Source organism: Pseudoalteromonas luteoviolacea (genome assembly GCF_021654285.1).
Classification (GTDB): Bacteria; Pseudomonadota; Gammaproteobacteria; order Enterobacterales; family Alteromonadaceae; genus Pseudoalteromonas; species Pseudoalteromonas luteoviolacea_J.
On sequence record NZ_JAKFZS010000020.1, the window covers coordinates 1 to 24,403 of the forward strand.

Genomic DNA, 24,403 nt, shown 5'->3' on the forward strand with positions numbered 1-24,403 from the left:
ACCATACAATTTGTTGGGCACCAAAACTTGCTTAAGCTGCTCACCCGTTGCCACGCGCTCACCAACTTGACCGTGCTCATCAATGCGCCACGCCTGCGGGCCTTTTTGGTACGCAAGGTTCACATCTTTAAAATAAGAAATGTCTTCTTCTTCGTGCTCTATGACTTCCAACTCGCGCCATAAGTGACCATCTACATAAATATATAAATATCCGGGTCTTAAGTTCGTTAGTTTGCGCTCAGCGGCGCCATCTGGGGTGCACTCACACAAGGGGTAAATATACACCAGCTCAACATCGGCGTTATTATTGTTTTGTGTGGTGTTGGCAAAGCCCAGCGGAATTTTATAAAAACCGGTTTTGGCCTGATCTTCGCTGTAATCTTTGATCATCAATGAGACTTGCTCTGAGTCACTGGCATAGCCTTCAAACACCAATTCGCGATAAGCGCCTTGTTCATTGACGCTAGTGGGAGCTGTACTTGTCATCCGATCCTGATCCTTTCCTGTGAATTACTGATCCCCGATACCACCAAGGTGATATTTTTATCGCCCTCTTGCGGTGCTGGGGTGGGGCGGTTTTCAACGCTGAGTCGCTGCACTGGCATACTGCCTGACTGCATTAATGGCGAAGGCGGGGTATTTTTGTTGTTTGATATCATGATATCCCCTTGGCGCACCGCTGGCTGGTTTTCAATAAACACATTGAATGAGCCCAACATAAATTCCGCTTTGCCTTCGGTCACGCCGCTCATAATGCCTTTTTTGTCACCGGGTTGATCCCCTGTGCTCTCGGTAAATTCGCTATCTCGTGTCCCTGCTGGGTTACCGTTAATTTTCACTGAGCTGGCGGTGTTGGTGATGTCATCGGTTTTTGCCACATTGCAATAGGGAATGGGCACCACGGGAATGCCTATGGTGGTTAAGCAAATATCCAAACTCATCAGCTTGCCCTTACTTTCAACATGGACTGCGGAGCGGCCATTGATCAGTACATTTTTCCCACTGGCCATGCGCACTTGTTGCTCGTTTGCCTCTGTGTCTTTAGTTATCTCACTTTGCTCACCGGCCTCCCAACCAAGTTCTTCACTGGCAAGGCGCAATAAGGCGTCGGCATCGTTCACTGGCTTATTGACGTCCATGCCCGTTACAGGCTCGATGTGTGGCAAGATGGGCTGATTGGCTTCTTCATCCCATTCTGGGGGCGGAATAATGTAGTCAGGAATAAACTCTGTGATTAGGTCGCCCAAAGTATGGTCGCTATATTTGGGCCTATCTATTTCGTCACGAAATGCGCTTTCGCCACTGCTTTTATCAGCAAATATCGCCACGCCACTGGCTTGGCCTAGTGCGCCATTGCGCTTTGCCGCAGCGGTTAAGCCCAGTAAAACAGGGTTGTTATGACGCCAAGTTTGGCTGCCGCCACTGCGCAGCTCTGCACTGGTGGCATCAATGTCATATTGTACCGTTCCGGCTTGCTTTCCTTGGCCGGCATTAATGTAACTCATCATCACTCCTTGTCAGTTGCCAAAGTTGTGGCTGCGTGTGCTCAACTATCAACCACACTTTGGGGGATGTGTACTGAATGGGTAAATCTAAATAGGCAAAGCCAAGTACCAAGGCCATTAAGGTTTGCGCGACCCCTGCATGGCCACATAACCTGCCCGGCTCTTTTAATTTAATCAAAGAGGCGGATCCGTTGCTATCCGACTGCGTTGCTGCTTGATATAGATGACAACTGGCATCAAACCACATGTTGTGCCATGCCTTAGTACTCGCCATATTGGAAATATAAATGTCTTTTAGGTCTGCTTTTACTTGTTTTAACTGGCTTTTTAACGGGTTATTACTGCTTTTTAAGCACATGGCTTGCTTGTTTTTACCAAGCAGTAACGCACAGGCACCTTCGCTCATGATCATGCCTTCAGTGCCATCTTGGCGCTGTAGCTTGTCTTGCCAATCACTGTCATACAAAATTTCATGGCCTGTGCAGGCATCTGCCGCCACCACCACAGTGCCATCGGGCAGGGTTAAATCAATATCGTCACTTTGACTTATCAACACATCTTGTAACTCACATTGCTCGCAAAGTGCGCTGAGGGCTTCATCACTGATTAACGGATCTGTGCCTTGCTGTGGGAGCACAAAATGAATGCGGTTAGACCATGCAATGGCACCCGTTTTTTCTCCTCTCAGCAACGCAGGGATGGCCAGTCTTGTCATCAAGTCGCCCAGCATCAACTCAATACGGGCAGCACGCGGTAAATTGGCCAAAGGTCCAAGCTTGGCGACAATGGCTTTCGCCATGCCTTCTTCTTCCTCTAGGTTACTGGTGGCGGTATAAGTCATGCCATTTTCAATGGCGCTATAAAATGCGCTTAAGGTTGTGCCCGACGTATTTATATGGCCTAAATAGCTAATGTAGCGTTCGCTGCTCATACGCTTGACTCTGTATCCGGCAGTGGTGCTTGCTCTGGCATGACTATCAAGGTATCCATTGGGTGGATCCCGTCTTGTTTCATCGTGGTGCGCCATAGCAAAGAAAATTGCTGCGTATGGGTGTCAAGAATTAAGCTATCACACACCATATTTAACGGCGTTTGCATGGCGCCGCGCATCATCACCAACTCAGGTTTGATATAAGGCAATTCAAAAGTGACTTTTTGGCCATAAGGCTGGCCCTTGGTTAAGCCACTCAGTGCGATTGTGGTATGCGGCTTTAAGGTGCAAGGCAAGCACTGATCCGCTGGCGCATAGTTATAATAATTGGCACATAAAGCTTCAACATATGGGTAGTCACCTGCAACCACGGCCTGAATATCCAACTCAGGCTGCAACTCTAAACGCGGTGACCAAAAATGCGGAATGGGTGCAAAGCTGGCAACCGGTGTGGTATCTCGCGGTTTTCTTAACACCTGATCAGCATACTCCACTTGCGGTAATAGCTGTCCGATCCCGTCTCGGTTTCTGAGCTTAAAGCCTCGACCTATGGGGTTTTCTCTGTCCATACTTTGTGGGTTATTCGGTGCTTGACCACCATACGCCACCGCGTAATTGAGCAACAATGGCCTCAGTGGCTGTAAATCCTTTGCCACCGCACCAAATAAAGACCAGCGCCAGCGTCGCTCTCCGGTCACTCGCAAGGTTTTATTCATCAGTACGGCATTGTCACTCAGTAGGTCAACGCCCACCTCCATCACATGGGCAGCCCGATCACTGGGCGGAAAACAAGTAAAACGTCCATACCATTCAAACCCTTGCTTAAACGGCACCATGTCATTGGCGGCGATCAATTCACACTGCGCGCCTTCGCCTTGAAAGCCATCGCCCATGGTGATCTCAGGACCATTTAGCTCTTGGGTGACCTTGCCTTGCTTGTCGTATTCAAAGTTTTGCTTTACCACCACCACATAACAAGGCTGAGAGTCTTTATCCCAGCTTGGGGCAATTTCAGCAAACCATGCTGAGTCATTTACTAACATCCGTTGTTCTCCTATCTATAAATTCCCAATGCCTTGGCGTGCAGGGTAAAAAATACAACATCGCAGCGATTTTTTGCTCATACTGCGCTGCCACCAGCTTTTGTACTAATATGCCCTTAAATTGCTTTATCAACTGAGCATCCAAAGCCACAAAGCTTTTTCCTTGCAGCACATAGTCGCCTTGCTCCAGCAATATTGTCTGACGGCATGTCTCTGCATGTTTCACACAGGGGATCTGCAACCCGTCTTCGACTTGCCCCTCCCCTTTTGCCAAACTGATGGCCGCCACCAACTTAAGTTCTTTATCAGTGAGTGTTTGCCATGCCTGATAAGCAGGCTCACTCATAGGCTGCGTATCGAGCCAATTGACTAACAGTTTGAGCGTTTTTTTATGAGCAAAGTGGCTAAGTACATGGGCACTGTGCAAGGGGTAATGCTCACAAAATGCCACACAGGCATCTTGCCAATCTGGCAACTGTGCAATACCTGCAAGGCAAAGCAGTTGCGCCTTATGCTCCGCCTCATCGGTAGCACTGAAGGTTTTTAATAACTGCGCCGCAAATTCGTCATGTGCAAACAGCCACATATTGACTAACGCCGCATGAACAAACTCAAAATGCGTGCTTTGCAGGGCTTGCTGAAGCTGTAAAGCATTTAACGGTTGGCCTGCAAACGCCAATCTCACCAACCAAGGCTCTGGCATTTCAATATTGGTCAGCATGGTCTGGCGCTCAGCGTCGCTAAAATCGCTCAGCCACGCTTGTGCACTCATTGCAAACAGCGCACTTGCGCCGCTTTGACGCCAAATGGGCAGTTCTGTACTGGGCACCTTGGCCTCTGCCAGCCACATTGCTAAAAAAGTATCTAGCCAAGGGGCTTGCTGCGCGTTTTTCTCATACCAAGGCAATAGCGCCTGCCAATCGGCTTTAATCATGACATTGAGCGCTTGCTCATCTAACCATTCAAACTCGCTGGGCTGTGCTTGTGCCAGAGTGTAAACATGGTTGACCAGAAAGTAGTGCAAATCATCAAACCTGTGTTGACGCACAACCCCTGACTTTTCAAGCTCGCAAAGCTGTCGCCACAACTTTTTTATCTGTTGCTTGTGAAGTGGCACCTTGGTGACTGCTGAAAACATACCTGCCCTGCTAGTTCAATCTAATTGGCCAGCCTTGCAGGCTCAGATCTTTTTTGGTTTCAGCGGATAAGCTATCGCCTTCCAGTAAAATCGAGCCATCGCCATAAATCTCAATCGAGCCTTTGGGCGTTTTAATGCAAATGCTTTGGTCGGCTTTGATGCTCACTTTGCCTCGATTATCATCAAACTTGGCACATGGAAAACTGCCGCTGGTTGCCAGTTTGCCAATCACCACTGGCTCTTTAATGCTAAGTAGCACCACTTGATCGCCTTTTTGAGCACGCGACACACTTTCCAGCTGACCCACCACATCGACCTCTCGGCCACTGTTGGCTAACATCACACTGACTATTTTGCCCACCTCATCCACCAGTAATACGCTGGCCACCAACTGACTGGCCGCAGGTAAATACGCCAAATTATGACTGTGCATTTCCCATCTCCTCTTAATTGTTCGCTAATGCATTGCCAGAAATAGAAATGTTGCGCGCGCTTAAGGTCAAGTTGGTGCCGTTAATGGTAATGTTGCCAGCCCCATCAATTTCGATGCTGCCACGCCCTTGTACCAATTGAATAGACCCTTGACCTTGCGTTGATAACGTCAGGTTATTACCACTACTTAAGGTAATTTCACCGGCGTTTGCGCTCATTTCGATGTTGCCTTCCTGGCTGTGAACATTGATCTCTTGGGCTGCTTCCATACTCAATGCTTGTGTTGCTTCGAGGTCAATATCGCCATCCGTTGCTTGAATTTTAAAGTTTAAGTCCGCGGTTAAACGGATCCCCCGCGCACCGTGCAGTTCAAGTTCTGCATCTGTACTTTGAATCGCAATGCGATCTGCGGCTTTGACTGTTAGCTCGTCAGAGGCGGTGACATTGAGGTTGCCACCCGCTTGCATGGTGAGATCTTCTTGCGCCTGCAAGCGCATTTCTCCGCGGCTAGATTGCAACATCACCTTTTCTTGTCCATCGGTTGCATCTAACAGCAGGCTATTGTCATCACTGGCCGTGGCCAATTTAATTTTGCGCTCCCCCTCTTTGTCACTCATCACCAGCGTATTGCCAGCACGGGTAACAATTTTGTTTTCATAGGGATTATTGCTGCTCACCGGGCTTGGGGCTTGGGCGTTATAAAGCGCGCCTAAGATCACCGGACGATCCAAGTCGCCATTTTCTCCACACACTAAGACCTCTGTGCCTTGGGTGAGCGGAAAGTGCATGCCATGGCCTTGACCACCATAGGTTTGTGTTAATCGGGTTGGTCTGCTTTGCTGGCCTTCGCCATCTTGGTTAAAAGGCAGTTTGACTTGATATTGACCTGTCTCATCCACCTCTTGCTCAATGGTGGCGTTAAAGGTGGCAAAGACCCGTCTTTTTGGTCTGGGCTGCGCACAATAATCTTGCGCAATTGGCAGTAACACGGCCTGATTTTTATAAGTCAGCCCAGTGACTTTGCTGCCATATGCCACGCTGCCAGCCTGACATCCTTGATGGGACACATGAGTCACTAGGTATTCACCGGAATAGCTGGGATGATCTGTGACTGTTAAGCACACCCCTGGGCGCAATGCACGGCAGTCCGTATCTGCGATCAGGGTTTCTCGCTGGCAATCTAGGCTGCGTTGATGCACTTCAGCTAAGTCATTGCCATCGCCGTCGCTGGCCAAGTTATCACCAAAATGCGCGCTTTCGCCAAAGCCGCTGATGTCAGTGTTATTGCGGCTACTGCCCTGTATCTGGGCGCCACGCTCGTAATGGCTGTCGTAATAGCGCACTTGCTCGCTGAGCATGGTGGCTTTTTTAGAAAACGCGAACACGCTCTCGCATGTGCGCACCTGCCCGCTCGGGGAAACAAAAGGCAAGGTGATCTCTTTAAGCGGTCTAGCAAATTTGTCGCTCGACTCGCAAATGGCCAGCTTGGCAATGCCATAGTCAGTTTCTCGCCAGCCATATACATAGCCGTATCGACGCATCAAACGAGTGATAAAGTCGTAATCACTTTCATCATATTGCACCACCATATCAAGCGTTGGGCCGCTGACTTGCAAGTCGAGCTGAGCCGATGGGAAATCACACTTTTGCAGCACGCTTTGGATGATCTGCCCAGGATTCATATCAGTAAATATCCGGTTTGAACGGTGTTGCTTAAGCTTTGCAAGGCCTGATTGCAAAGTTAAGGTATACACATACCCCTGATGAGACTGACCATGGCAAATATAGTTGGTTAAAAACCCGGTCACGGTGAGATCTTCAGTGCTCCACGCAATGATCAAACTGATGTCTTTGCCGATCAATACATCCGGCTCCACCAGCTCTTCGCTGAGTACTTGAATGTCAAATATGCAATCATCACACAAGGCATCAAGATCCGCTTGAAAGGATTGCACCTGAAACAGCGCATCACTCAGCCCTGCAATCGTCACCCCAAAGTGGCTTTCATCGGCGCCGGTCAGTTTTCCCGCATCTAGTCCAAACATGGTGCTGCTCCCTCAGTTAGGCCAGATCGGCAAATACAGCTTCAATTTGCCCGTCATCATTTAAGGTTAAAGTCAGCAGATCTGGCATATCTTCTTCGCTCAAAAAGCCTAAAATTGAGCGGGCAACACCCGGCAATATTTGCTGTTCTATGGTGGCATTAACCAAGCGAGCGCCGCTGTCAGACAGCGCACATTGCTTTGATAAATGGCTCAATACACTTTGATCAACCCGCAGTGTAATTTGATGGTTCTCACTTAAGCGCGCAGCCACTTTCTCAAGCTTTAAGGCGACAATATTCTCTAGCGCATCGCTGTCTAGCGGCTTAAATGGGATCACCTGCATACGCGCCAATAATGCAGGCGCAAAATGATTCAGTAGCTCAGGCTTAATCAAGTTATTTAGCTCAGATAGGCTTGGCATGGTCCAAGGCGTTTGCGCCTCTTCGTCGCAGCCCTCGTCAGCGGTTGGCGTCTCATCTGCTTGCTGGTTTAACAAACCTTGCGCCTCATTGATGGCTTTGGCTAATACGTCTTCGTCGTCTTGATTTGGCGCACGGCACGCCTTAGCGATTTGCTCAGCGGCGATATTAGAGGTCATGATGATCACGGTATTTTTAAAATCGATTTCGCGACCTTCGCCGTCGCGCATCATGCCCAGCTCAAACACCTGATAAAACATGTTTAATACATCTGGGTGGGCTTTTTCAACTTCATCAAGCAGCACCACAGAATAAGGACGCTGGCGCACCGCTTCGGTCAACACACCGCCCTCACCATAGCCCACATAACCCGGTGGTGAACCCTTAAGCTGCGACACCGTATGTGACTCTTGGTATTCGCTCATATTGATGGTGGTTAAAAACTTATCACCGCCAAATAGCACATTGGCCAAATGTCGAGCGGTTTCTGTTTTACCCACCCCAGATGGGCCACTGAATAAAAACACCCCAAGCGGGCCTGAAGATGCCGACACCCCAGCTTTGGCCACACGCAATGACTGCGCCAGCGCACTTAGTCCTTGCTCTTGACCTACCACCTGCGCACCTAAGCTTTGCTCAAGCGCAAGGAGGTTTTGCAGCTCATCTTTGACCATATTACCCACTGGGATCCCTGTCCAGTTAGCAATCACTTGTGCCACGGTATCTTGATCAACTTCGCAAAAGACCGCATTGCCCTCTTCGTTTAACGATTTCAATTGGCGGCGATATTCTGGCAATTGGCTTTGCTGTGCACTGGCAATCGAGGCATGGGTGTCTAGTTGCTCAGCGCGGCGCGCTTGCATTGCAGCAAGCTCTGATTGCGCTTGGTCAAGTTCAGCGGCTAACTCTGCACTGACCACATCGCTCTCAATGCCCAGCTCTGCCTCTTGCTCTAATCGCGCCAAACGCTCGGTTAAATAGGTGACACGCTCTTGGGCGTTTTCAATGATCACAGGAGAGGTGGCGGCGCCCATTCTCACTGCTGCTGCCGCAGTGTCGAGTACATCAATGGCTTTGTCTGGCAACTGTCTGCCCGTGATATATCGCGCCGATAAACTCACCGCCGCTTCAATAGCGCTGTCGGTTATATGAATTTGATGGTGTTGCTCGTACTTTTCTTTAATGCCACTCAACATCAGCTTGGCATTGTGCTCGCTGGGCTCGTCGACTTTAATCAGCTGAAAGCGTCTTTCAAGGGCGGCATCGCGCTCAAAATACTGTTTGTACTCGCTCCAAGTAGTGGCCGCCAGTGTACGCAGCTCGCCTCGTGCCAGTGCGGGTTTCAGTAGGTTCGCCGCATCGCCCATGCCGGCATCGCCACCAGCACCGATCAAGGTATGCGCTTCATCAATAAAGAGAATAATGGGCGTACTGGATGACTTCACATCGTCAATCACTTGCTTTAAACGGCGTTCAAACTCGCCTTTTACCCCAGCGCCCGCTTGCAGCAAGCCCATATCTAACACCATGATCCGCACACCCACCAATTCATCTGGCACCGTTTTGGCAACGATGCGCTGTGCAAGGCCTTCCACCACCGCCGTTTTGCCAACCCCTGGGTCGCCGACAAAAATCGGGTTATTCTTGCGCCTTCTACACAACACATCGATTGCCAAACGGATCTCTTCGCTGCGTCCTAGTACCGGATCAATACCGCCACTGGCCGCTTTTGCGGTAAGGTCTTCACAAAATGAGTCCAATGCCGTTTGCTCTGCATCTTGGCCATTTTGCTGCAAAGTACTCGCTCTGCCCGTATCCACAGGTTGAAACGCCATCCGCTCAGTCGAGCCTTTACAAATTTTATCGAGATTGTCTTTTAAAAAGTGAATATCAAGCTTATCAAGCTCTAGCGCCAACCCAAATGCAGGGCTAAACGGGACGAGATCTTTAAACGCATCAAGCAAGGCAGCCCCAGTGATCCACTCACTGCGGTGCTTCACATTAGCAGTGAGCCAAGCACGCTCTAATAATTCATATAAACGGCGAGAAAACACAGGTTTGCCCTGATTGGCTGCGTCTTGTTGATTAATAAAGTTCAGCGCTTCGTGCCACAGAGTATCTTGGTCAATTTCAAAAAAAGGCAGAATTTTCGCCACATCACCTTCGTGGTGATCTTCCATCAGCTTAAGCAGTAAATGTTCAGGCAAGACTTCATAGTGCTGGCGGCTAGCGGCAAAGCCTGCCGCTGCTTCAAGCGCGCTTGCGGTATGTGCGTTTAATTTATCAATAAGTTGCTTAATGCCTGTCGCGTCCATTTTATTTCCTTGCGATTTAAAATTATTCTGACTCTTTCCTACTTCAGAGCACGCTCTGAAGACGCCTATTTATGACTGATAATCACTGTCTAAAAAGTTTCTTTGCGCAATGTGCGCTTCTACAATGCCCATACAACTGCTGGTGCCAAGCTCACATTCCCCCAAGGGCACTGGATGCTGCTCTTTCACCTCAATTAAAATTTTGACCTGCCATGCCATTTTGCTGCCGGTATGCCAAGTCAGTAACTTATGCATTTTCTTCCCTTCGTCGCCATTTGGAAACAACGCGCGAGCCTGTGCTTCACTCAAGGGGCCAATGTCAATTTGCACACGATTACCTGTGATCAATACCTGCCCGCCCAGCAAGCTGTCTTGGCCTAATGTGACGCTATTCTCAGCGCTGATTGGTGGTTTTTCTGTGACTTCTTGCCACTCCACCATGTTGTCAGCAATTTGCAAATTCGGTTGTTTTAGCCCTTGGCGCAGCACTTGTTGCAAGCCAGCGGCACTGGTTTGGTTGGCGCTGGCTAGGTTGAGCTTGCTGCTTTCACCTTGGCTATTTTCATAAATCGCCGCCACCATTTGGTCAAACTGACGCGCGCCGACGCCCGCTAAATTGATCTGTGATTTTTTCCATGCTTGGTACAATTGGCAGTACAAAATATGATTAAAAATATCTAAAAATGCCCGAGTACGTGCGCCCATTTCTTCATCGTTAGCGGCCTGCTCAAGCAAGTAATGGGGCATGGGCGCATCCACGCCATACAAGCCTAAAAATGCGGTTTCTAGCTTCAGCTTACCGCGCTGGCTGAGCAGCAATTCGCAAGCGCGAATATCCGATGCTGGAAAGCCTAACTCTTTAAAGGTGCTCACCAGTACACGTTGGCTTGCCCCTTGCTCTAACTCTCCCTCCATCGCCCAATGCTTTTCGATTAACGACATGGCTTTAAACAAACTAAATTGCCATGGCGCGTCCAGCAATGCGGCTATCGGGGCGGGCAGTTTGGCCCAAATTGGGTGTTTTTTTTGCTCTGTCATGGCTATATCTGATAACTCTCGCCGGAACTTATCTGCCAACACCAAGTGTGGTAGCTAGGTACGCATGTCACCTTGGTTTGCAAACACTCGTTAATGGGTGCATAAAGCTTAAAAAACTGATGCAATACATCACAAAAATGATAAGCATCTGACAAGCACACAAACTGCTTCTCATTGATGGTCAAATGAATTTCTAGCCCTTTCACAAACACCCCTTTTTGCAGCATTGAAATTGGCTTTGAATGGGCATCAACAATACTGGCGATCCGGCTTTGGTTTTCTGAGCGCCCTGACCAGTCAAACAGCGCTAAGAGTTTTTTTAATTGGATCGGATCGGCAAGTTGAGAAAAGCGCATATTTAATAGGCCAATCAACAGCCAGTGTTTTTGCTGTTTGGGGCAGTGCAGCATCTTGCTTGGGCGGATCACATTTTTCATCGTCAGCGCAAAAGGGGCATTGGCTTTGGGAACATGAATGTCGCCCTCATTTAACAGTTGCCTTGGCCACACGGCATTGTGTGCCAGGGTGCTCGCTGACAGCGTTTGCACAGCATCAATATCATCCATGGAGATCTGCACATACACCTTGGGGGCAGCGCCGCCTGTGTCTTTGGATACCAAGCTGTAAAGGTGCTTTTCGTCTTCAAATACACTGGTATAACGAGACTGAAAATCAACGCTCTCTCCTGAGCTGCGGTTTTTCCCCTTGAGCTCAGTGACCTCAAAGCAAAATGCCTCTGCGGACTTTTCTTGTATTGGCGTAATCGGGTATTCGGTTTGATTATCTAAGCAGCGCATTGGCTCTGCATCACACGCAAACAAATTGACTGCGGGCACACAGTTGAGCATGATATTTTCATGGCTGACTTTATGCCCAGGTGGCAGCTTCACTTGGCTGGTGATCTCAATATCGAGGGTGTTGAGATTGGCGTCAAACTTCAAAAGATGGAAGTTGTTGAGCTCTACAAAATAAAAGCGCTCACGACTATTAAAGTAATCAAGCAGTAGTGCGTAGCCCGGATGGCACTGATCACTGTTGGGTAAGATACCAAACTCGCCATGACCAAAGGCACTGCTCACCGATGACTTAGGGAGGAGCTGGGTGAGTTTGTCAAAGTGACTACCATAACTGACTTCAATGTGTTCGCTGGCGTTGGTCATTAAATGATATAAGCTGGCACACAGTGGCGTGTCACCACACAAATAAAACCGCAAAGATTTTAACTCATAGTCACTGACCACACCTTGGCCCAAGCGCTTGAGCTTTAAACTTAACTTGGCGCCACTGTGAAACTCCTGATAATCCACAGCATACACTTCAAACGGGGCAATTGGTGTATCGGTCGATGTGGTAAAGTGGCATACCACTGGGGTGGTTTTATCCCCATGGGAGCTAATTTGCGTACCCGATTCGACCGTTGTGGCCCCTTGCATCGTCATCTTAGGGGTGAATTGCATAATGGTCGTGGACGGATAATTACTCAGCATCAGCGGACACACTTGTCGCAATACTTGCTCAGAGACTTCTGGCAATGACTCATCAAGGCGCTTTTGCGTATATGCCGTCATATAGGCAACGCCTTCTAATAAGCGCTCAACATGCGGATCGCGGTCTTTGAGCGCATCAATGTTAAGCTGCCCCGCATGCTCTGGATATTGCTGAGCGAACTCCTTGCCAGCTTGTGTTAAGAGACGCATTTGCGCATCAAAATACTGTTGCATATCCATGTTTATTCGTCCTTGATCTGAGTATCTACATCGGCTTTGCCGCCTGATGCAAAACGGGTATTCAGTCGAATGATCTCACCGCTTTTTAGCTCTGCGCGAATATCAAAGCGGATCACGCAATTATGTTCTTTAATCTCCACTGGGCGCACAACAATATTGGCAATACGTGGCTCGTATTTTTCTATGGTTTTTTTTACTTCATTGGCCAACGTATGTTGTGAGTAAGGCAGTCCCTCGTAAATATCTTCTACATCGGGTAAACCATAATCTTCTAAATGCCCCAGCACGCCGCGCCGTGCATTGAGCAACTGCGTTAGATGCTCACACACACTCAATGAGCGCGTCGCTGTTTTATTGGGGTTATATGCTTGTTGTTGAGACTGCGCCAACAGATCAAATAAAGCCATATTGCGTCACCATGGAGTTGTTTAAAAAGAGGCAAAGCACTGCTTTGCCTCTGATGAGTGGTCTTAACGACCCTCAGTCCAAGAATCAGAAAACTCAATGTTTCCGTCTAGGTAAGTCCAGGTGATACGCTTATAACGCATGTTCACTGTTTCAAGATGCGGATAACGCTCTTTGTCCAGATCTTTTACGTTGTGCATGGTTGGCGTAATAGATGTGATCTTTACATCTTCAAGCGTGTGGCGGAAATACTCGCGCTCAGTACCAGTGTCATCAATACGGTACCACTTAAGCTCTAATTGCTTTAGTGTTTGACCATTTGAACACGCTTTGTACAAATACGGTGTAGATGCATCCACAGCTTTTGTGATGATGAAAGGTTCGTGCTTACGAGTCCCTGTTAGCTCTCCTGTGTCATTGTCCGTTGGGATACGGAGTTCATGGTCAAAGTGTAAAATTTCAATTGACCCTTCACGCTCAGCCACAGTTACTGAACCTTTTACTTCATTCCCTTGGTCATCCTTTAACCACAAATACGCTGGAATTGCCATTTCTATATTCTCCTTTTAATATAAGTTGTTTCCTGATAATTAATGGCATCGCTCTAACACCGCCTCGGCTGTGTTAGATCCCAAAAAAAGCGCCACGCTTCATGCCAATTTGGGAACATGTCCTGGGTTGGTTGCCGCCAACCCAGGGCAATCTTTCAATACTTTATAAATCCGTTTATTTCATTAGCGGCCTAACGCACACCAAGCTGTAATGGCTTATGCAATCAACTTTATTCATGTCTTCGCTGTATCACTTACAAAAGTGCCATACTTGAGTACAGGCAAAGAAAATAAAATTAAAATCCAAATTATATTCCCCATAAATAACATTTCAGATGAGGTATAACCGCCCAAGTAAAACTCGTTTAACAAACACAAAAAATTAACAAGCCACCATAGTAAAACCGTCAAAAACCACGCATTTTGACTTAGAACACGCACTTGTAAAATCAGACATATGTTTGCTGCTAAAACTAAAAAATCTGTAATAAAAAGAACACCTTTTAAAAAAGAAGCACTCGTTTCATAAATAGCTGAACTTTGATTTTCGTATATTGAAAACAAGGTCACAGCCACTTGCACCACACATATAATTTTCCAAATAAAATGATCTGCTTTTACATTCATCAGTACACCAATTAGCGCAGCTAGCTATTTCTTCTTTTTATATGCAGTGTGTCCAAACTAATAAGGCTTAACTCAACTCTGAATTTGTATACGCAATCACTTTCATAGATGCCCCTTCTATACAAACTGAAAAGCATACTCTGAACTGATTTCAAGCATCTCAGAGTAATATCCACCTCTTTTACAAATCACCACGTAATTCCATCACTAGCGTGGCCACGTCAAATGGCACTTTTAGTACATCCAGCTGTAAAAAGTGCTGCTGGACCTCTTCTGGCAGCTGTTTAAATTCTAACTCCCCTTGTACCTCCTCTTTTAAGGAGTCAGTGACAAAACTTCCAACGGTAAGTTTTTCATCACTACTGACAAGGGAGTTATAAAACTCAACCGCGCTTAAAAAACGAATATATTCGTCTTTCATGCAATGATTAAGTGCCACGTAATGCAAATAATTTACTGCATTTACAACTAATTCTGTTTCAAACCCATCTATCTCTAACTGTTTTGGCCTAACTCGTGGAGTATGTTCAAAACACGTTTCCATTGCCTTGGTATAGGAGATAGTTGTTTCCTGTAATTTATTTTTTGCAAAAAGCATCTCGGGTGTTACGGTTGCTGCTGACAAACTCAGCGAAAAAAACAACACTAATAAGTAATACAGTTTATTCATTCTTACACCCCTTAACTAACGCCTTCCAAAATTCTCTTTCTTTATGAGAAGTGGCATTCCTATAAGCACTATATGAAATTCTAGCTATTGCATGCCTTTTCATCTTTGGTACGGCACCTAAGGCTTCTGCCATTTTTGCAAAATCTGTATTTGCGATATTTAATTGAGAAACCAGAGGTCCATTACCAACAAATATTGTTGCAAAAGTTCCGACACTGAAAGCCTTTGCTAACATATCCGTGTTTTTTGTTATATCTCTAACAGCTTGCAGATTTTCAAGATTTTTCTTAGAAAACTCTAATCCATTTATATTTGGGCATCTCATATTTTTATCCTTAAAATTGATTTTAAATATGGGCAGGTTTCCCCGCCCTAAATACGCTTCATTGGTTCTTCAGGTGACCCTCATTTCTCACCAGGCATTTGCCCCACCAGAGCAAGGCGTACATCAATGCCTTCAACTTGAAAGTGCGGCACCACATAAGTACTGACTCGGTAATAGCCCGGATTGCCAGGGATCTCCGCGACATTGACCTCAGCATCTTTCAATGGATGTGTCGCAACCAACGACTCATCAGGGTTGTTCATCTTAGTGACTAAGGCGCCCAACCAATCATTGAGCTGCTGCTCAAGCTCATGTCTTGGCTTGCTCGAGCCGATGTTTTCGCGCTGCAATACTTTCATGTAATGGGCAATGCGCGACACCAAGTAGATGTATGGCAAACGTGAGTTAATGCGAGCGTTTGCAGAGGCTTCTGGCGTTTCATAAATCTGTGGCTTTTGCGCACTGTTTGCCGAGAAGAAACACGCAAAGTCTGAGTTTTTATAGTAGCTCAGTGGGATGAAGCCCTGATTCGCAAACTCCAGCTCCTTGGTTTCGGAGATCAGGACTTCTGTTGGGATTTTGGTTTCTTGACCGCGACCTGCTTCAAATGAATGCAGTGGTAAATTCTCTACGCGTCCACCTGATTGCGGCCCGCGAATATTCACTGACCAGCCATTTTCGTGGAAGCTGCGGATCACATTGGCTGCAAAGGCAAATGTCGCATTACCCCACAAATAACGCTCATGATCTTCACTGGTCACTTCTTCTTGGTAATTAAAGTTACGAATTGGGTTTAAATCCCCATACGGTAAGCGCAGTAAAAACCTCGGGAACGCAAGACCGATATAACGTGAGTCTTCAGACTCTCTGAAGTTTTTCCAGCGCTGGAACTCAGCACGTTCCATGTAAGAGCGTAAATCTTGGATCTTAGACACTTCTTCCAGTGAATCTTTCAAGAAAAACTTCGAACCAACACTGGCTAAAAATGGGCAATGTGCGGCCGCAGACACGCGCGAGATCTCTTGTAAAAGGGAGACATCCGGTGCTGAGCAGTCAAATTCAAAGTTAGACACCATGGTTGAAATTGGCTCGCCCCCCGGCGTGTCATATTCAGCCGTGTAGACCTGTTTGTATAACACAGACTGTGTGGTATCTGGTGACTCTTCAAAGTCATCACGCAAGGTTTCTTTGTCTACATCTAACAGCTCAACTTTAACGTTGGCATTGTTTGGGCAGCGATTGATTAAATAGCGTAAAGAGCGCCATGCCGATTCAACTTTTTGAAAGTTCTCATGGTGTAAAATCTCATCTAACTGCTCTGAGATAATGCGGTCAACTTTGGCAATGTAATCATCCAATAGTAGCTTATCAATACGGGATACTTGCTGGCCATCTGAGCTTGCCATGTCTAAAAAGACGTTGATCGCTGCAGTTAAACGCTCATTGGTATTGGTTTCAGCCAAGTTGTTCGCATCTCTGAAAGTATCTATGCTGATCTCACTGCCGACCGGATCAATATCCACTAAGTCACAAATGGCTTCATACGTAGAAACCGCTTCGATTTCTTCTGCGCGTGCAGCCACATTTAGGTTTTCTTGCATATTCATAGGGTGTCCTTACTCCTGCGGTTGCTTAGGCTGCTTGTCTTGTTCAGAGGCAAGCGGTGCCAGCTCATCCAGTTTCGCCTTGAGTTCATCGAGCTCAGGTTTGCTTTGTAAGATGCGCTCTAACTCTTTTCTCAGTGATGAGTTATCCAATAGGTTTGATTTCAAATCCCGTAACAAGTTACGCATCGACATCATTTTGTTGAGCTCAGGTACCTGTGCGGCAACCTGCTCTGGGTCAAAAGATTTAAACTCGTCAAACTTTAAGTTCACGCTGATATCGCCATCGCCCGCAATACGGTTGCGCACCTGAAATTGCGCCTTAGGCGAGATATCTTTGAGTACTTGCTCGAGGTTATTTTTGTCGATCGAAATACGTTCACGTTCAGCTAAGTCTGCGTCGTTTTGACCATTTGAATAGTCACCAACGACCAGCACTTTCATTGGCAGCTCACTTTTTTGTGTGGCGCCATCCGTGTCCAGCTCTAGCGCGATATTGATCCGCGCTCTGGGTATTTCTTTTTGAAATGTATCTGTCATGCTCTTCCCTATTGTTACTCTTTACGCTTTCCATAAAGAAAGGTCATCGTGTATCGATTTACACCCAGTCGATCGCTGAGCTCACTTTGGTTACCAACAGCTGCGACTCAATGGCAGCCACCTGTAAATCAAATTCATCTCCTTGCGTTTGAGACATCTCCTCAAAGCATTGCTTGGCGTAGCGCCAAACGTCCATTGCAAAATCCTCTTGCCACAAATCAAGGCGATGGGTTTGAATATCTGACAGCAATTGCTGAAAAATCGGCACTGCCAAGCTGGCTCGTTCGGCTCTCAGTAGCAGTCGCCCTTGATGAAGGCGCGCACAAGCTTTATCAAAGGCCGTGCTCATCGGCTGAGTGTCTATCAGCTGCAATGCTTTTTTTAGTTCGTTATCATCCACCAGCTTTTGTGCTTCACTCATCGCCGCCTGCCACTGCTGCTGGCCAGCGTCTTGGCTTTGTCCGCCTTGAAACAGCGCGTGCTCTTGAATGCGCTCACGATTTGCCGCGCTGCAAAAGTCACTGCCGTCTTCATATTTCAGCTGCAACAACTTAGGAAATTGCTGTGCAATTGCCGCTAATTGCAGCTCCAACCAGCCTTTTAAAGTGGACTTTGATAGCCCTGCCAACGCATCCAAGGTGAACTTTTGTAAGTCCAAATTAAAATGCATGGCCCCTTCCATAAACAGCGCCTCCGCTTTTGCCAGCGCTTCGGTATATTCTTCGTTTGCCAACGCGTTTTTTATTGGTGCAAACGCGGTTTCTCGCGGTGCGGGCAAGCGTGTTTTTAAATTATCGTCATGAGGCGGTAAGGCCAATGCGCCCCAACGCACTGCGCGTGCTAAGTGCATGGCTCTTGGCCAGTTTTGCTGCGCTCTGTCATGCTTTAACAAGGTGCGAACCTGCGCCATATAATCGCTGTCAGAATCTATTGCTTGCGTTGTCACCTTAGGCGGTACCACAATAGGCTCTGCGGCCTTGGCAGCTACCGCCGCAGGCTCGGGGTCAGCGACAGGCGCTGGTTGCGGCTGCTCTTGCGTAACTGGTTTTGGTTCAGGTTTAGGCTCTGGCTTTGGCATCGGCTGACTGATCCTGCCTTTTTCACACCACGCCCCTAAATCTGCCAAAGGACCAGCTTGGTCATCTAAAAATGGCACAATCTCTTTGGCATAAATTTGCAATATTTCATCGAGTGTTTGCCAATGCTCAGGGGTCGTGCCGCCAATATTATCCGCCACACTGAGCAAACGCTGCTGTTGCTGTAAGAACCACGTATGCACTGATGCCCGCGCTCGCGGCTTTTCAGGGTACAGGGCATTATCAAACTGCTTTACCAAGTCATTAAACAGCCTCAAGCTGGGCAATAAACCATTGATCCCAAACTCTTGTGTGGCTGCTAAACACAAATAAGATGCCACTCGTAAATCTTTGGTTTTTTCAGCCAGTAATTTACTAGAGATGATAAATATCTCTTTAAAATCAACTTCTGACGCGCCTGATGACGAGGCTTTCACACATTTAAAGTCATCGTCATAGCGCACATCTTCACCGCACTTATCTGGCTCAAATTCGCTCAGAAGTGCGCTGCTCCATGCTTGCCAAGACGGATAACCATGTGGTTGTGTCATTACACTTTGCTCCAACTACGCAAGGTATCAAACACACTCATATTGGTGGCTTTTGCCAGCTCTAAGGCTTTGCTTGATACCGGCTGATTATCATTGAGCTTGGTAAAATCCATCACCGTTGAGCCTGTTGCTAAATCAAGCCAAACCGATGCAAAAAAAGAGGCAGGCACCGGTCGGCAATACACCACCAAAGAGGCGGAGGAGCTGAGCTGTCCAAAGTTATAAAAGCACCAAGGCTGCCAATGGTTATCTGCCACTGTATTGGTGATCAAATGCAGCCAAAATGCGGCGACCAGCTTGCTATCATCACCTAATTGTGGCATCGGTAACTTGATCCCAAATTGGCTGCGTTTGCAGCCCTGCGCCGATAAGCCTTTAAGCGCATGCATCAACTGCTCAATAAGTGCGCCGCGCTGCTCAACAGTCGATAAGCCCAGCGCAAACCAGATGCGCTCAATGGGTTGCTTTCTTAGCGCTTCCATCGAGGTATTAAAGTCCAATTCCTGATCGCACATCTCACCTAAAGGCTGTAACTCATGTGCTGTTTTTTGCATCATCTCTAAAGAGCTCGCACTTTTGATCAGCTCATGATTTAAAATTAAAGAGCGAATAATGTTAAAGCGTTCATACAATAAAAACGCCGGATGCGTTTTAAAGTCCGCATTACTGCACAAAATAAATGAGCTAAATGGATACTGCCTACCGCTTTTGTCTTGGCTTGGCTGCAATACTCCCATCATGCTGTTGTCAGCCTCACCACCAGCAATAAAAAACAGCGTTGTCAATTGGTCGTCAAAATGGCTGTCGCCTTGCAACGCACTGCGGCACACATGTGCGTAGCCCTCTTGCAGCCAATGATCCATGTTGATGACTTCACGCGAGTCTACGTGATACTTCACAAAATCGGCTTGTATCGGGCTTTTGCCCATAAAGCCAAAAGGCAAGCTCACGGGTACCTTGTTGGGTTTTTTATTGGAAAAAAAGCTGAACATACTCATCCCTTACTGCACCTGCTTTGCTGCTTGACTGGCCAGTTGCACACGGCCTGTGAACAAGGCTTCTGGCAAGGCAAAAGACGACATAAAGTACTTGCTGAAGATACCGCTATTGCGACTAGATTTAAGCGCTACCTGTACCTGAATATGTTCATGAGCTTCGCTACTTTCTTCTTCAGGCAATAGCAACTCCCACGTCGCCATATACTCTGTGCCTTTAACCCATTTAACACGCGCTTCGTTGAGTATTTTCAATAACGCCCATGGGCCGTCTTTTTGGATCTCTATCCGATTGCCTTTGCGATCCATGCCATAGATGGTGGCCTTTTCTGCCCCTGTTCTTGCGGGCCAAGTAAACCTGCGCCACTCTTCAGGTTCGTTGCGATAGCGATAGCTTTGGTCGCTGTAGCCTATGTAGGTTTCACGCACACCGCGCTGCGCAACAGGCATCATTTGGAAACTGATCCCCACTTCAGAGCCCTCTCTTGGGAACAATGAACGCGTTACTTTGCGCGCCTTGGTCAATTTATCCAGTACGGGCTTGTCAAAACCAAGGCCGATGCCATTCCAAGTTTTTTCTACCCACACACCGCGTTTAAGCTTTAAAAACGGTGCCAAGTTTGCATCCATAAATTCCCAAAAAATACCGGAGTCGCGATTAAGTAGCTCAGAGATGTCCTCAACGGCGGCATCTGGCCCAGTTAAGTTAAACGGGTATTTACCTTTGAGGTTGTCCTTGTAGCTGATATACACATTGTTGTACCAACGATCGTTTAGCTGACTTCTTGCTTCGTTCATCACGGTTTGCACACTGGCTAATAGCGGCGCTTTTAATAGTCGCTCCAGCACTTGCTTACTGTCTGGGTCAAGCGCTCTCACTTGGCTTTCTACCACCACCCATGCACTTTGCAATGCGTTCTCTTTGTCTTCACCCGTTAATAGCGAGCGTGAAAACTCCATCGCCATGAAGTCATCATCATTACTGGCTGCAATGTCTTTGATATCCGAGTGGAAGGCACTTAATGCACCTAAATATTGCTGCAGATAATCTGAGATCTGTGCCTCTTCAGAGACTGAGGTATAGCGTCTTAAATCCGCGAAACGCTGTGCCAATTCAGGTACTTTTTTGCTGCTTAAGCTTTCAAGCCCTTTACTGTTGCCAAGCAAGGTATCTGACTTCACTTTATCAATGATTTTCTCACTCACACCACTGAGCTTTTCAGGCTCTTGAAGCGGTGCATTACTCAAGTTAATGTTGGCGTCTATGGCCTTCATTAAATCCACCAAAGGCCCTTGCGTAGAAGACAATTGCCCTAATGTTAGGCTGGCTGCGTTGCTGGTATTAAATGGTCTTACTTCAACAGCATTAATAAAATCAAACCACGCCGTGGCGTACTCTTTAAAATATAAAGCCCGAATAGCGCTGGCCAGTTCATTGGCTTTGGCTTCATCAATGGCGCCTTCAGCACCTGCTTGCTCAGTCCCCATCACCCAATCACCAGAAAAAGCAATGTTTGCGCGACGCTTTATCTCGCTGTATACCTCTGATTGCCATGCCTTTTGAGTAAAGACATACGGTACAGTCAACTCACTTTTCAAAAAGGTTTTATTATTTTGGCTCATCATTTGATCGAGCGTCAGTTCAGGGTTGGAAACAGAGACTTTGTCCTTGATCTGCCCGTAGATCACATCAGGCTGCGGATCTGTGGTTAAGTTGGCTCTGGCCTGTGCAATGAGGTGCTCCTGTGACGTCCACACATCCAGCCCTGGCGCTTCAGTGTCTTGGCGTAATTGTGCGATGTAAAAATTAACCAAGGCACGCATCTTCTCTGTGGTTTGCGCCGTTTCATCCGCCTCGATATCCAACTCTAAGCGCTGTGCCACCATGCTCAAAATAGCATTGCTCACAAACGCATGATCTAAACGCGCAAACTCATCACTCATCATCAGCTGAAACTTCATCAAGTTGTAATAGCTGTCTCGCAGTTGCGGTTCGACACGTTTGATCACTTGTTCTTCAGCGATTTGCAAGTCTTGCCACTGAGTGTGTGAACTGGCCAAAGCCGTTGCAATTTGCTGTGCTGCTGGTCCGCCAATTAATGATTGCACGCGCTGCTGCAAGATATGTTTTATCGGTGCCTTGGTGGTGTCCGCTGAATACACGCCCAATAGAAAGTACCAAGGTAACTTCTGCTCATACGCCTCGAGTGTTTGATAGTGCTCAAACAACGCCAACACAGCATTAAACTGCTCAACCTCAGATTGATGTTCCACACTGGTGGCAATTACGTGCTTACTCAATAGCTCACCGGTATTAAGCAATTGCGTGTTATGGGTATAAGAGTTAAACAACAACCCAGACATCAAGCCAATCGCTGTGATGCTGGTGCAGATTGCCAAGCCTTTGACCCATTTTTGTATCTTGCGCTTTTTGCGGTTGCCTTTAGTGAGGTCTTGCAATTTAAACATCACTTCATTGAAGACTTTGTTGACAAAAAATGCGCTGGTTAAACTTTGCTGACGGTATTCAAATAACACTGAGCGGAAGGTCGCCAGTTTGGTTTTAGAGCTGCGCTCAATAGGCACCCCTTCTTGCGTGCCTGAGGTAAAATAGACCCCCGCAAACCAAGGGACCTCTTGGAATGGATTTTCTTTGAATAAGATCTCAACAAACTCGCTGACCTTATCAGATGCCGCTTTAAACTGATTTGGAAAGTCGTAAATAAGCTGTTTACGCTGGGTATCTCGCTCGCGCGTCATCTTGACTAATCGCTGCTGACACAGGCGCTGATACATGCTTTCCATTTCTGCATTAAAGGTGTCACAAGCCTCATCGCTGGTTGGCGTTTGATTTTTATCCAGTAAATAAGCGCCCCACGGCTGCAAGCGCTCTTGCTCTGATAGCTCGTTAAAAAACGGCTCAAACCCGCTAATCAAATCGGTTTTGGTAAACACGATATAAATCGGGAAAATAATCCCAAGTTGGTTGATAAGTTCGTCAATACGAGTGCGAATTTGCTTAACATGGTCTCGTACTTGTTCAGTATCTGAAGTTAAAATATCCGCGATACTGATGGCGACCATTACACCATTGATGGGTAGCTTTGGACGGTTTTTCTTAAGCAATTTTAAAAACGACAACCACTGCTCTTTGTCGCTCTCTTCAGTGGTATAGCGGCCTGCCGTATCAATTAAAATCGCTTGATCTGAAAACCACCAATCACAATTGCGCGTACCGCCAAAGCCCTGAATATGCATTTGATTCGATTTAGAATAGGGGAAATGCAGTCCAGAATTAGCAAACAAAGTGCTTTTACCGGTCGCAGACGGACCGATGATCATATACCAAGGCAGCGCATATAACGCCGTATTACCACGATATCCAGCACCGAGGTGAGACGCCTTTAATGCAGCCAGAGCGTCTTGCATCTTTTCTTTAATTTCTGCCACTTCCGCTTCAGAGCTGGCATTGTGATTAGCCAGTTCTGACGCCAGCTTATCACCAGAGCGCTTTGCCCACAGCCAACGCACAAACAGCACCAGCATGAAGACGACAAAAATGCCGCCCATCAACCATAGTCGCTGATCAACGCCACCTAAGCCAATGAAACGGCCGCCAAACCAAGCCAAGCTTAGTAGAGCAAAAAGTCCTATCCATTTGGCTGTTGCCCGTGAAGAAAAGAAATTAAGTAAGAGGTGAATTAAACCACTTTTATTAACTGAACCCGCCATAGCACTACCTAATATTCCCTGTTTTTTCTAACTGCGTTAATACTGCAACCTGTTGCTCTAGCTCAATAAACTGCTCGTCTGCTTTGCCTTGCAAATATTGGTGAAAGCCCAAATACATCAACAGCAACACCGCCACGGTGATACTGAAAATCACCCAGTAAGGAAGCCTTCTGCCCAATTGCGTCACAACATGCTCAGCAGGCATACAGGTGTCTGATAAATTCAGCGGTACTTTGCCTGACAGCTCTTCCAACTGGGCGCGCACATCTAACATCAGGGCTTTAAGCTGCTCTACACCCTTAATTTTATAAACCCCTTCAAAACCCAGCTGCATACAGACGAAATACACTTCGATAACCGCCCGCTTGCTGGCACCGGCTTGACGAATGTGAGTCAGCTTTTCAAAAAATGCTTCCCCAGCTCTTGAATTACCAAACAGCTCAAGTTGCAGAGGACGAGCCATCCAAGCCATTCTGGATTCCATTTCAGAGGCCATTATTTGCTCATCAAGATAGGCTGTGAGTGCAAATTTGGCTTCTTGCATGTCACTTGCGGTGATCCCATTGGCGTAACAATCGCGCTCAAATTCATCAAAGGCATTCAGCGCTTGCTCACGCAATGCTTCGATGTCTGTTGACTGGCAACCCCCTTGCCTGACCGAATGCACTATGTCTAGCACGGGCGAAATACAGGCCAATAATTCAGTGTGTGTTGATGTCCTTGTCATAACCGTC

The 24,403-nt window shown here is 47.1% G+C and carries 20 protein-coding genes and 1 pseudogene; all 21 read right to left on the reverse strand.

Going from position 1 to position 24,403, the window contains the following annotated elements:
* Positions 1-486, reverse strand: a pseudogene (locus L1077_RS17960) (hypothetical protein); the annotation flags it as partial.
* Positions 483-1,505 carry a DUF4150 domain-containing protein gene (locus tag L1077_RS17965; RefSeq protein WP_211037121.1) on the reverse strand — a complete coding sequence of 341 codons (1,023 nt, stop codon included), beginning with the start codon at positions 1,503-1,505 and terminating at the stop codon, positions 483-485. The pseudogene L1077_RS17960 and the gene L1077_RS17965, both read right to left, overlap by 4 nt.
* Positions 1,492-2,436, reverse strand: a complete 945-nt coding sequence (locus L1077_RS17970; RefSeq protein WP_211037109.1) for a hypothetical protein — start codon at positions 2,434-2,436, stop codon at positions 1,492-1,494. The genes L1077_RS17965 and L1077_RS17970 overlap by 14 nt, the downstream gene beginning before the upstream one ends.
* A complete protein-coding gene (locus L1077_RS17975; protein ID WP_063364371.1) occupies positions 2,433-3,479 on the reverse strand; it encodes a DUF2169 domain-containing protein in 1,047 nt (348 codons plus the stop codon). Before L1077_RS17975 ends, L1077_RS17970 begins: the two co-directional genes overlap by 4 nt.
* Positions 3,466-4,617, reverse strand: coding sequence for a hypothetical protein (locus L1077_RS17980; RefSeq protein ID WP_237138338.1), 1,152 nt, complete (start codon positions 4,615-4,617; stop codon positions 3,466-3,468). Before L1077_RS17980 ends, L1077_RS17975 begins: the two co-directional genes overlap by 14 nt.
* A gap of 10 nt (positions 4,618-4,627) precedes the next feature.
* Complete coding sequence (locus tag L1077_RS17985) at positions 4,628-5,050, reverse strand: hypothetical protein (RefSeq protein WP_063364373.1); 423 nt, start codon at positions 5,048-5,050, stop codon at positions 4,628-4,630.
* A 13-nt stretch (positions 5,051-5,063) separates the two neighbouring features.
* Positions 5,064-7,094, reverse strand: coding sequence for a type VI secretion system Vgr family protein (locus L1077_RS17990; RefSeq protein WP_237138339.1), 2,031 nt, complete (start codon positions 7,092-7,094; stop codon positions 5,064-5,066).
* 16 nt (positions 7,095-7,110) lie between these two features.
* Positions 7,111-9,828, reverse strand: coding sequence for a type VI secretion system ATPase TssH (tssH, locus tag L1077_RS17995; protein WP_237138340.1), 2,718 nt, complete (start codon positions 9,826-9,828; stop codon positions 7,111-7,113).
* A 69-nt stretch (positions 9,829-9,897) separates the two neighbouring features.
* Positions 9,898-10,866, reverse strand: a complete 969-nt coding sequence (tssG, locus tag L1077_RS18000; protein ID WP_039610627.1) for a type VI secretion system baseplate subunit TssG — start codon at positions 10,864-10,866, stop codon at positions 9,898-9,900.
* Between the two features lie 2 nt (positions 10,867-10,868).
* Complete coding sequence (gene tssF / locus L1077_RS18005) at positions 10,869-12,593, reverse strand: type VI secretion system baseplate subunit TssF (RefSeq protein ID WP_237138341.1); 1,725 nt, start codon at positions 12,591-12,593, stop codon at positions 10,869-10,871.
* 2 nt (positions 12,594-12,595) lie between these two features.
* The gene (tssE, locus tag L1077_RS18010; protein ID WP_039610626.1) at positions 12,596-13,000 is read right to left on the reverse strand and encodes a type VI secretion system baseplate subunit TssE; all 405 of its coding nucleotides are present in this window, start codon (positions 12,998-13,000) and stop codon (positions 12,596-12,598) included.
* Positions 13,001-13,063: 63 nt separating this feature from the next.
* Complete coding sequence (locus L1077_RS18015) at positions 13,064-13,549, reverse strand: Hcp family type VI secretion system effector (RefSeq protein WP_046357732.1); 486 nt, start codon at positions 13,547-13,549, stop codon at positions 13,064-13,066.
* A 234-nt stretch (positions 13,550-13,783) separates the two neighbouring features.
* The gene (locus L1077_RS18020) at positions 13,784-14,176 is read right to left on the reverse strand and encodes a hypothetical protein (protein WP_211037112.1); all 393 of its coding nucleotides are present in this window, start codon (positions 14,174-14,176) and stop codon (positions 13,784-13,786) included.
* A 181-nt stretch (positions 14,177-14,357) separates the two neighbouring features.
* A complete protein-coding gene (locus L1077_RS18025; RefSeq protein ID WP_237138342.1) occupies positions 14,358-14,846 on the reverse strand; it encodes a hypothetical protein in 489 nt (162 codons plus the stop codon).
* A complete protein-coding gene (locus tag L1077_RS18030; protein WP_211037113.1) occupies positions 14,839-15,171 on the reverse strand; it encodes a hypothetical protein in 333 nt (110 codons plus the stop codon). Before L1077_RS18030 ends, L1077_RS18025 begins: the two co-directional genes overlap by 8 nt.
* 80 nt (positions 15,172-15,251) lie before the next feature.
* Positions 15,252-16,778, reverse strand: coding sequence for a type VI secretion system contractile sheath large subunit (tssC, locus tag L1077_RS18035; RefSeq protein ID WP_211037114.1), 1,527 nt, complete (start codon positions 16,776-16,778; stop codon positions 15,252-15,254).
* Between the two features lie 9 nt (positions 16,779-16,787).
* On the reverse strand, positions 16,788-17,315 hold the full coding sequence (tssB, locus tag L1077_RS18040) for a type VI secretion system contractile sheath small subunit (RefSeq protein ID WP_039610623.1): 528 nt from the start codon (positions 17,313-17,315) through the stop codon (positions 16,788-16,790).
* 58 nt (positions 17,316-17,373) lie between these two features.
* Positions 17,374-18,942 carry a TssA family type VI secretion system protein gene (locus L1077_RS18045; RefSeq protein WP_237138343.1) on the reverse strand — a complete coding sequence of 523 codons (1,569 nt, stop codon included), beginning with the start codon at positions 18,940-18,942 and terminating at the stop codon, positions 17,374-17,376.
* Positions 18,942-19,934 (reverse strand): type VI secretion system-associated protein TagF, encoded by a 993-nt coding sequence (gene tagF / locus L1077_RS18050; RefSeq protein ID WP_237138344.1) that lies wholly within the window; start codon positions 19,932-19,934, stop codon positions 18,942-18,944. Before tagF ends, L1077_RS18045 begins: the two co-directional genes overlap by 1 nt.
* A 9-nt stretch (positions 19,935-19,943) precedes the next feature.
* Entirely contained in the window at positions 19,944-23,669 is a 3,726-nt protein-coding gene (tssM, locus tag L1077_RS18055) for a type VI secretion system membrane subunit TssM (protein WP_237138345.1), read from the reverse strand.
* A gap of 4 nt (positions 23,670-23,673) precedes the next feature.
* Complete coding sequence (gene icmH, locus L1077_RS18060; RefSeq protein ID WP_063364458.1) at positions 23,674-24,396, reverse strand: type IVB secretion system protein IcmH/DotU; 723 nt, start codon at positions 24,394-24,396, stop codon at positions 23,674-23,676.
* Positions 24,397-24,403 lie beyond the last annotated feature (7 nt).

Bases quoted from the DNA above. Each gene is read 5' to 3' on its own strand.
- L1077_RS17965 (WP_211037121.1), bottom strand. From the start codon at position 1,505: ATGAGTTACATTAATGCCGGCCAAGGAAAGCAAGCCGGAACGGTACAA.
- L1077_RS17970 (WP_211037109.1), bottom strand. From the start codon at position 2,436: ATGAGCAGCGAACGCTACATTAGCTATTTAGGCCATATAAATACGTCG.
- L1077_RS17975 (WP_063364371.1), bottom strand. From the start codon at position 3,479: ATGTTAGTAAATGACTCAGCATGGTTTGCTGAAATTGCCCCAAGCTGG.
- L1077_RS17980 (WP_237138338.1), bottom strand. From the start codon at position 4,617: ATGTTTTCAGCAGTCACCAAGGTGCCACTTCACAAGCAACAGATAAAA.
- L1077_RS17985 (WP_063364373.1), bottom strand. From the start codon at position 5,050: ATGCACAGTCATAATTTGGCGTATTTACCTGCGGCCAGTCAGTTGGTG.
- L1077_RS17990 (WP_237138339.1), bottom strand. From the start codon at position 7,094: ATGTTTGGACTAGATGCGGGAAAACTGACCGGCGCCGATGAAAGCCAC.
- tssH (WP_237138340.1), bottom strand. From the start codon at position 9,828: ATGGACGCGACAGGCATTAAGCAACTTATTGATAAATTAAACGCACAT.
- tssG (WP_039610627.1), bottom strand. From the start codon at position 10,866: ATGACAGAGCAAAAAAAACACCCAATTTGGGCCAAACTGCCCGCCCCG.
- tssF (WP_237138341.1), bottom strand. From the start codon at position 12,593: ATGGATATGCAACAGTATTTTGATGCGCAAATGCGTCTCTTAACACAA.
- tssE (WP_039610626.1), bottom strand. From the start codon at position 13,000: ATGGCTTTATTTGATCTGTTGGCGCAGTCTCAACAACAAGCATATAAC.
- L1077_RS18015 (WP_046357732.1), bottom strand. From the start codon at position 13,549: ATGGCAATTCCAGCGTATTTGTGGTTAAAGGATGACCAAGGGAATGAA.
- L1077_RS18020 (WP_211037112.1), bottom strand. From the start codon at position 14,176: ATGAATGTAAAAGCAGATCATTTTATTTGGAAAATTATATGTGTGGTG.
- L1077_RS18025 (WP_237138342.1), bottom strand. From the start codon at position 14,846: ATGAATAAACTGTATTACTTATTAGTGTTGTTTTTTTCGCTGAGTTTG.
- L1077_RS18030 (WP_211037113.1), bottom strand. From the start codon at position 15,171: ATGAGATGCCCAAATATAAATGGATTAGAGTTTTCTAAGAAAAATCTT.
- tssC (WP_211037114.1), bottom strand. From the start codon at position 16,778: ATGAATATGCAAGAAAACCTAAATGTGGCTGCACGCGCAGAAGAAATC.
- tssB (WP_039610623.1), bottom strand. From the start codon at position 17,315: ATGACAGATACATTTCAAAAAGAAATACCCAGAGCGCGGATCAATATC.
- L1077_RS18045 (WP_237138343.1), bottom strand. From the start codon at position 18,942: ATGACACAACCACATGGTTATCCGTCTTGGCAAGCATGGAGCAGCGCA.
- tagF (WP_237138344.1), bottom strand. From the start codon at position 19,934: ATGTTCAGCTTTTTTTCCAATAAAAAACCCAACAAGGTACCCGTGAGC.
- tssM (WP_237138345.1), bottom strand. From the start codon at position 23,669: ATGGCGGGTTCAGTTAATAAAAGTGGTTTAATTCACCTCTTACTTAAT.
- icmH (WP_063364458.1), bottom strand. From the start codon at position 24,396: ATGACAAGGACATCAACACACACTGAATTATTGGCCTGTATTTCGCCC.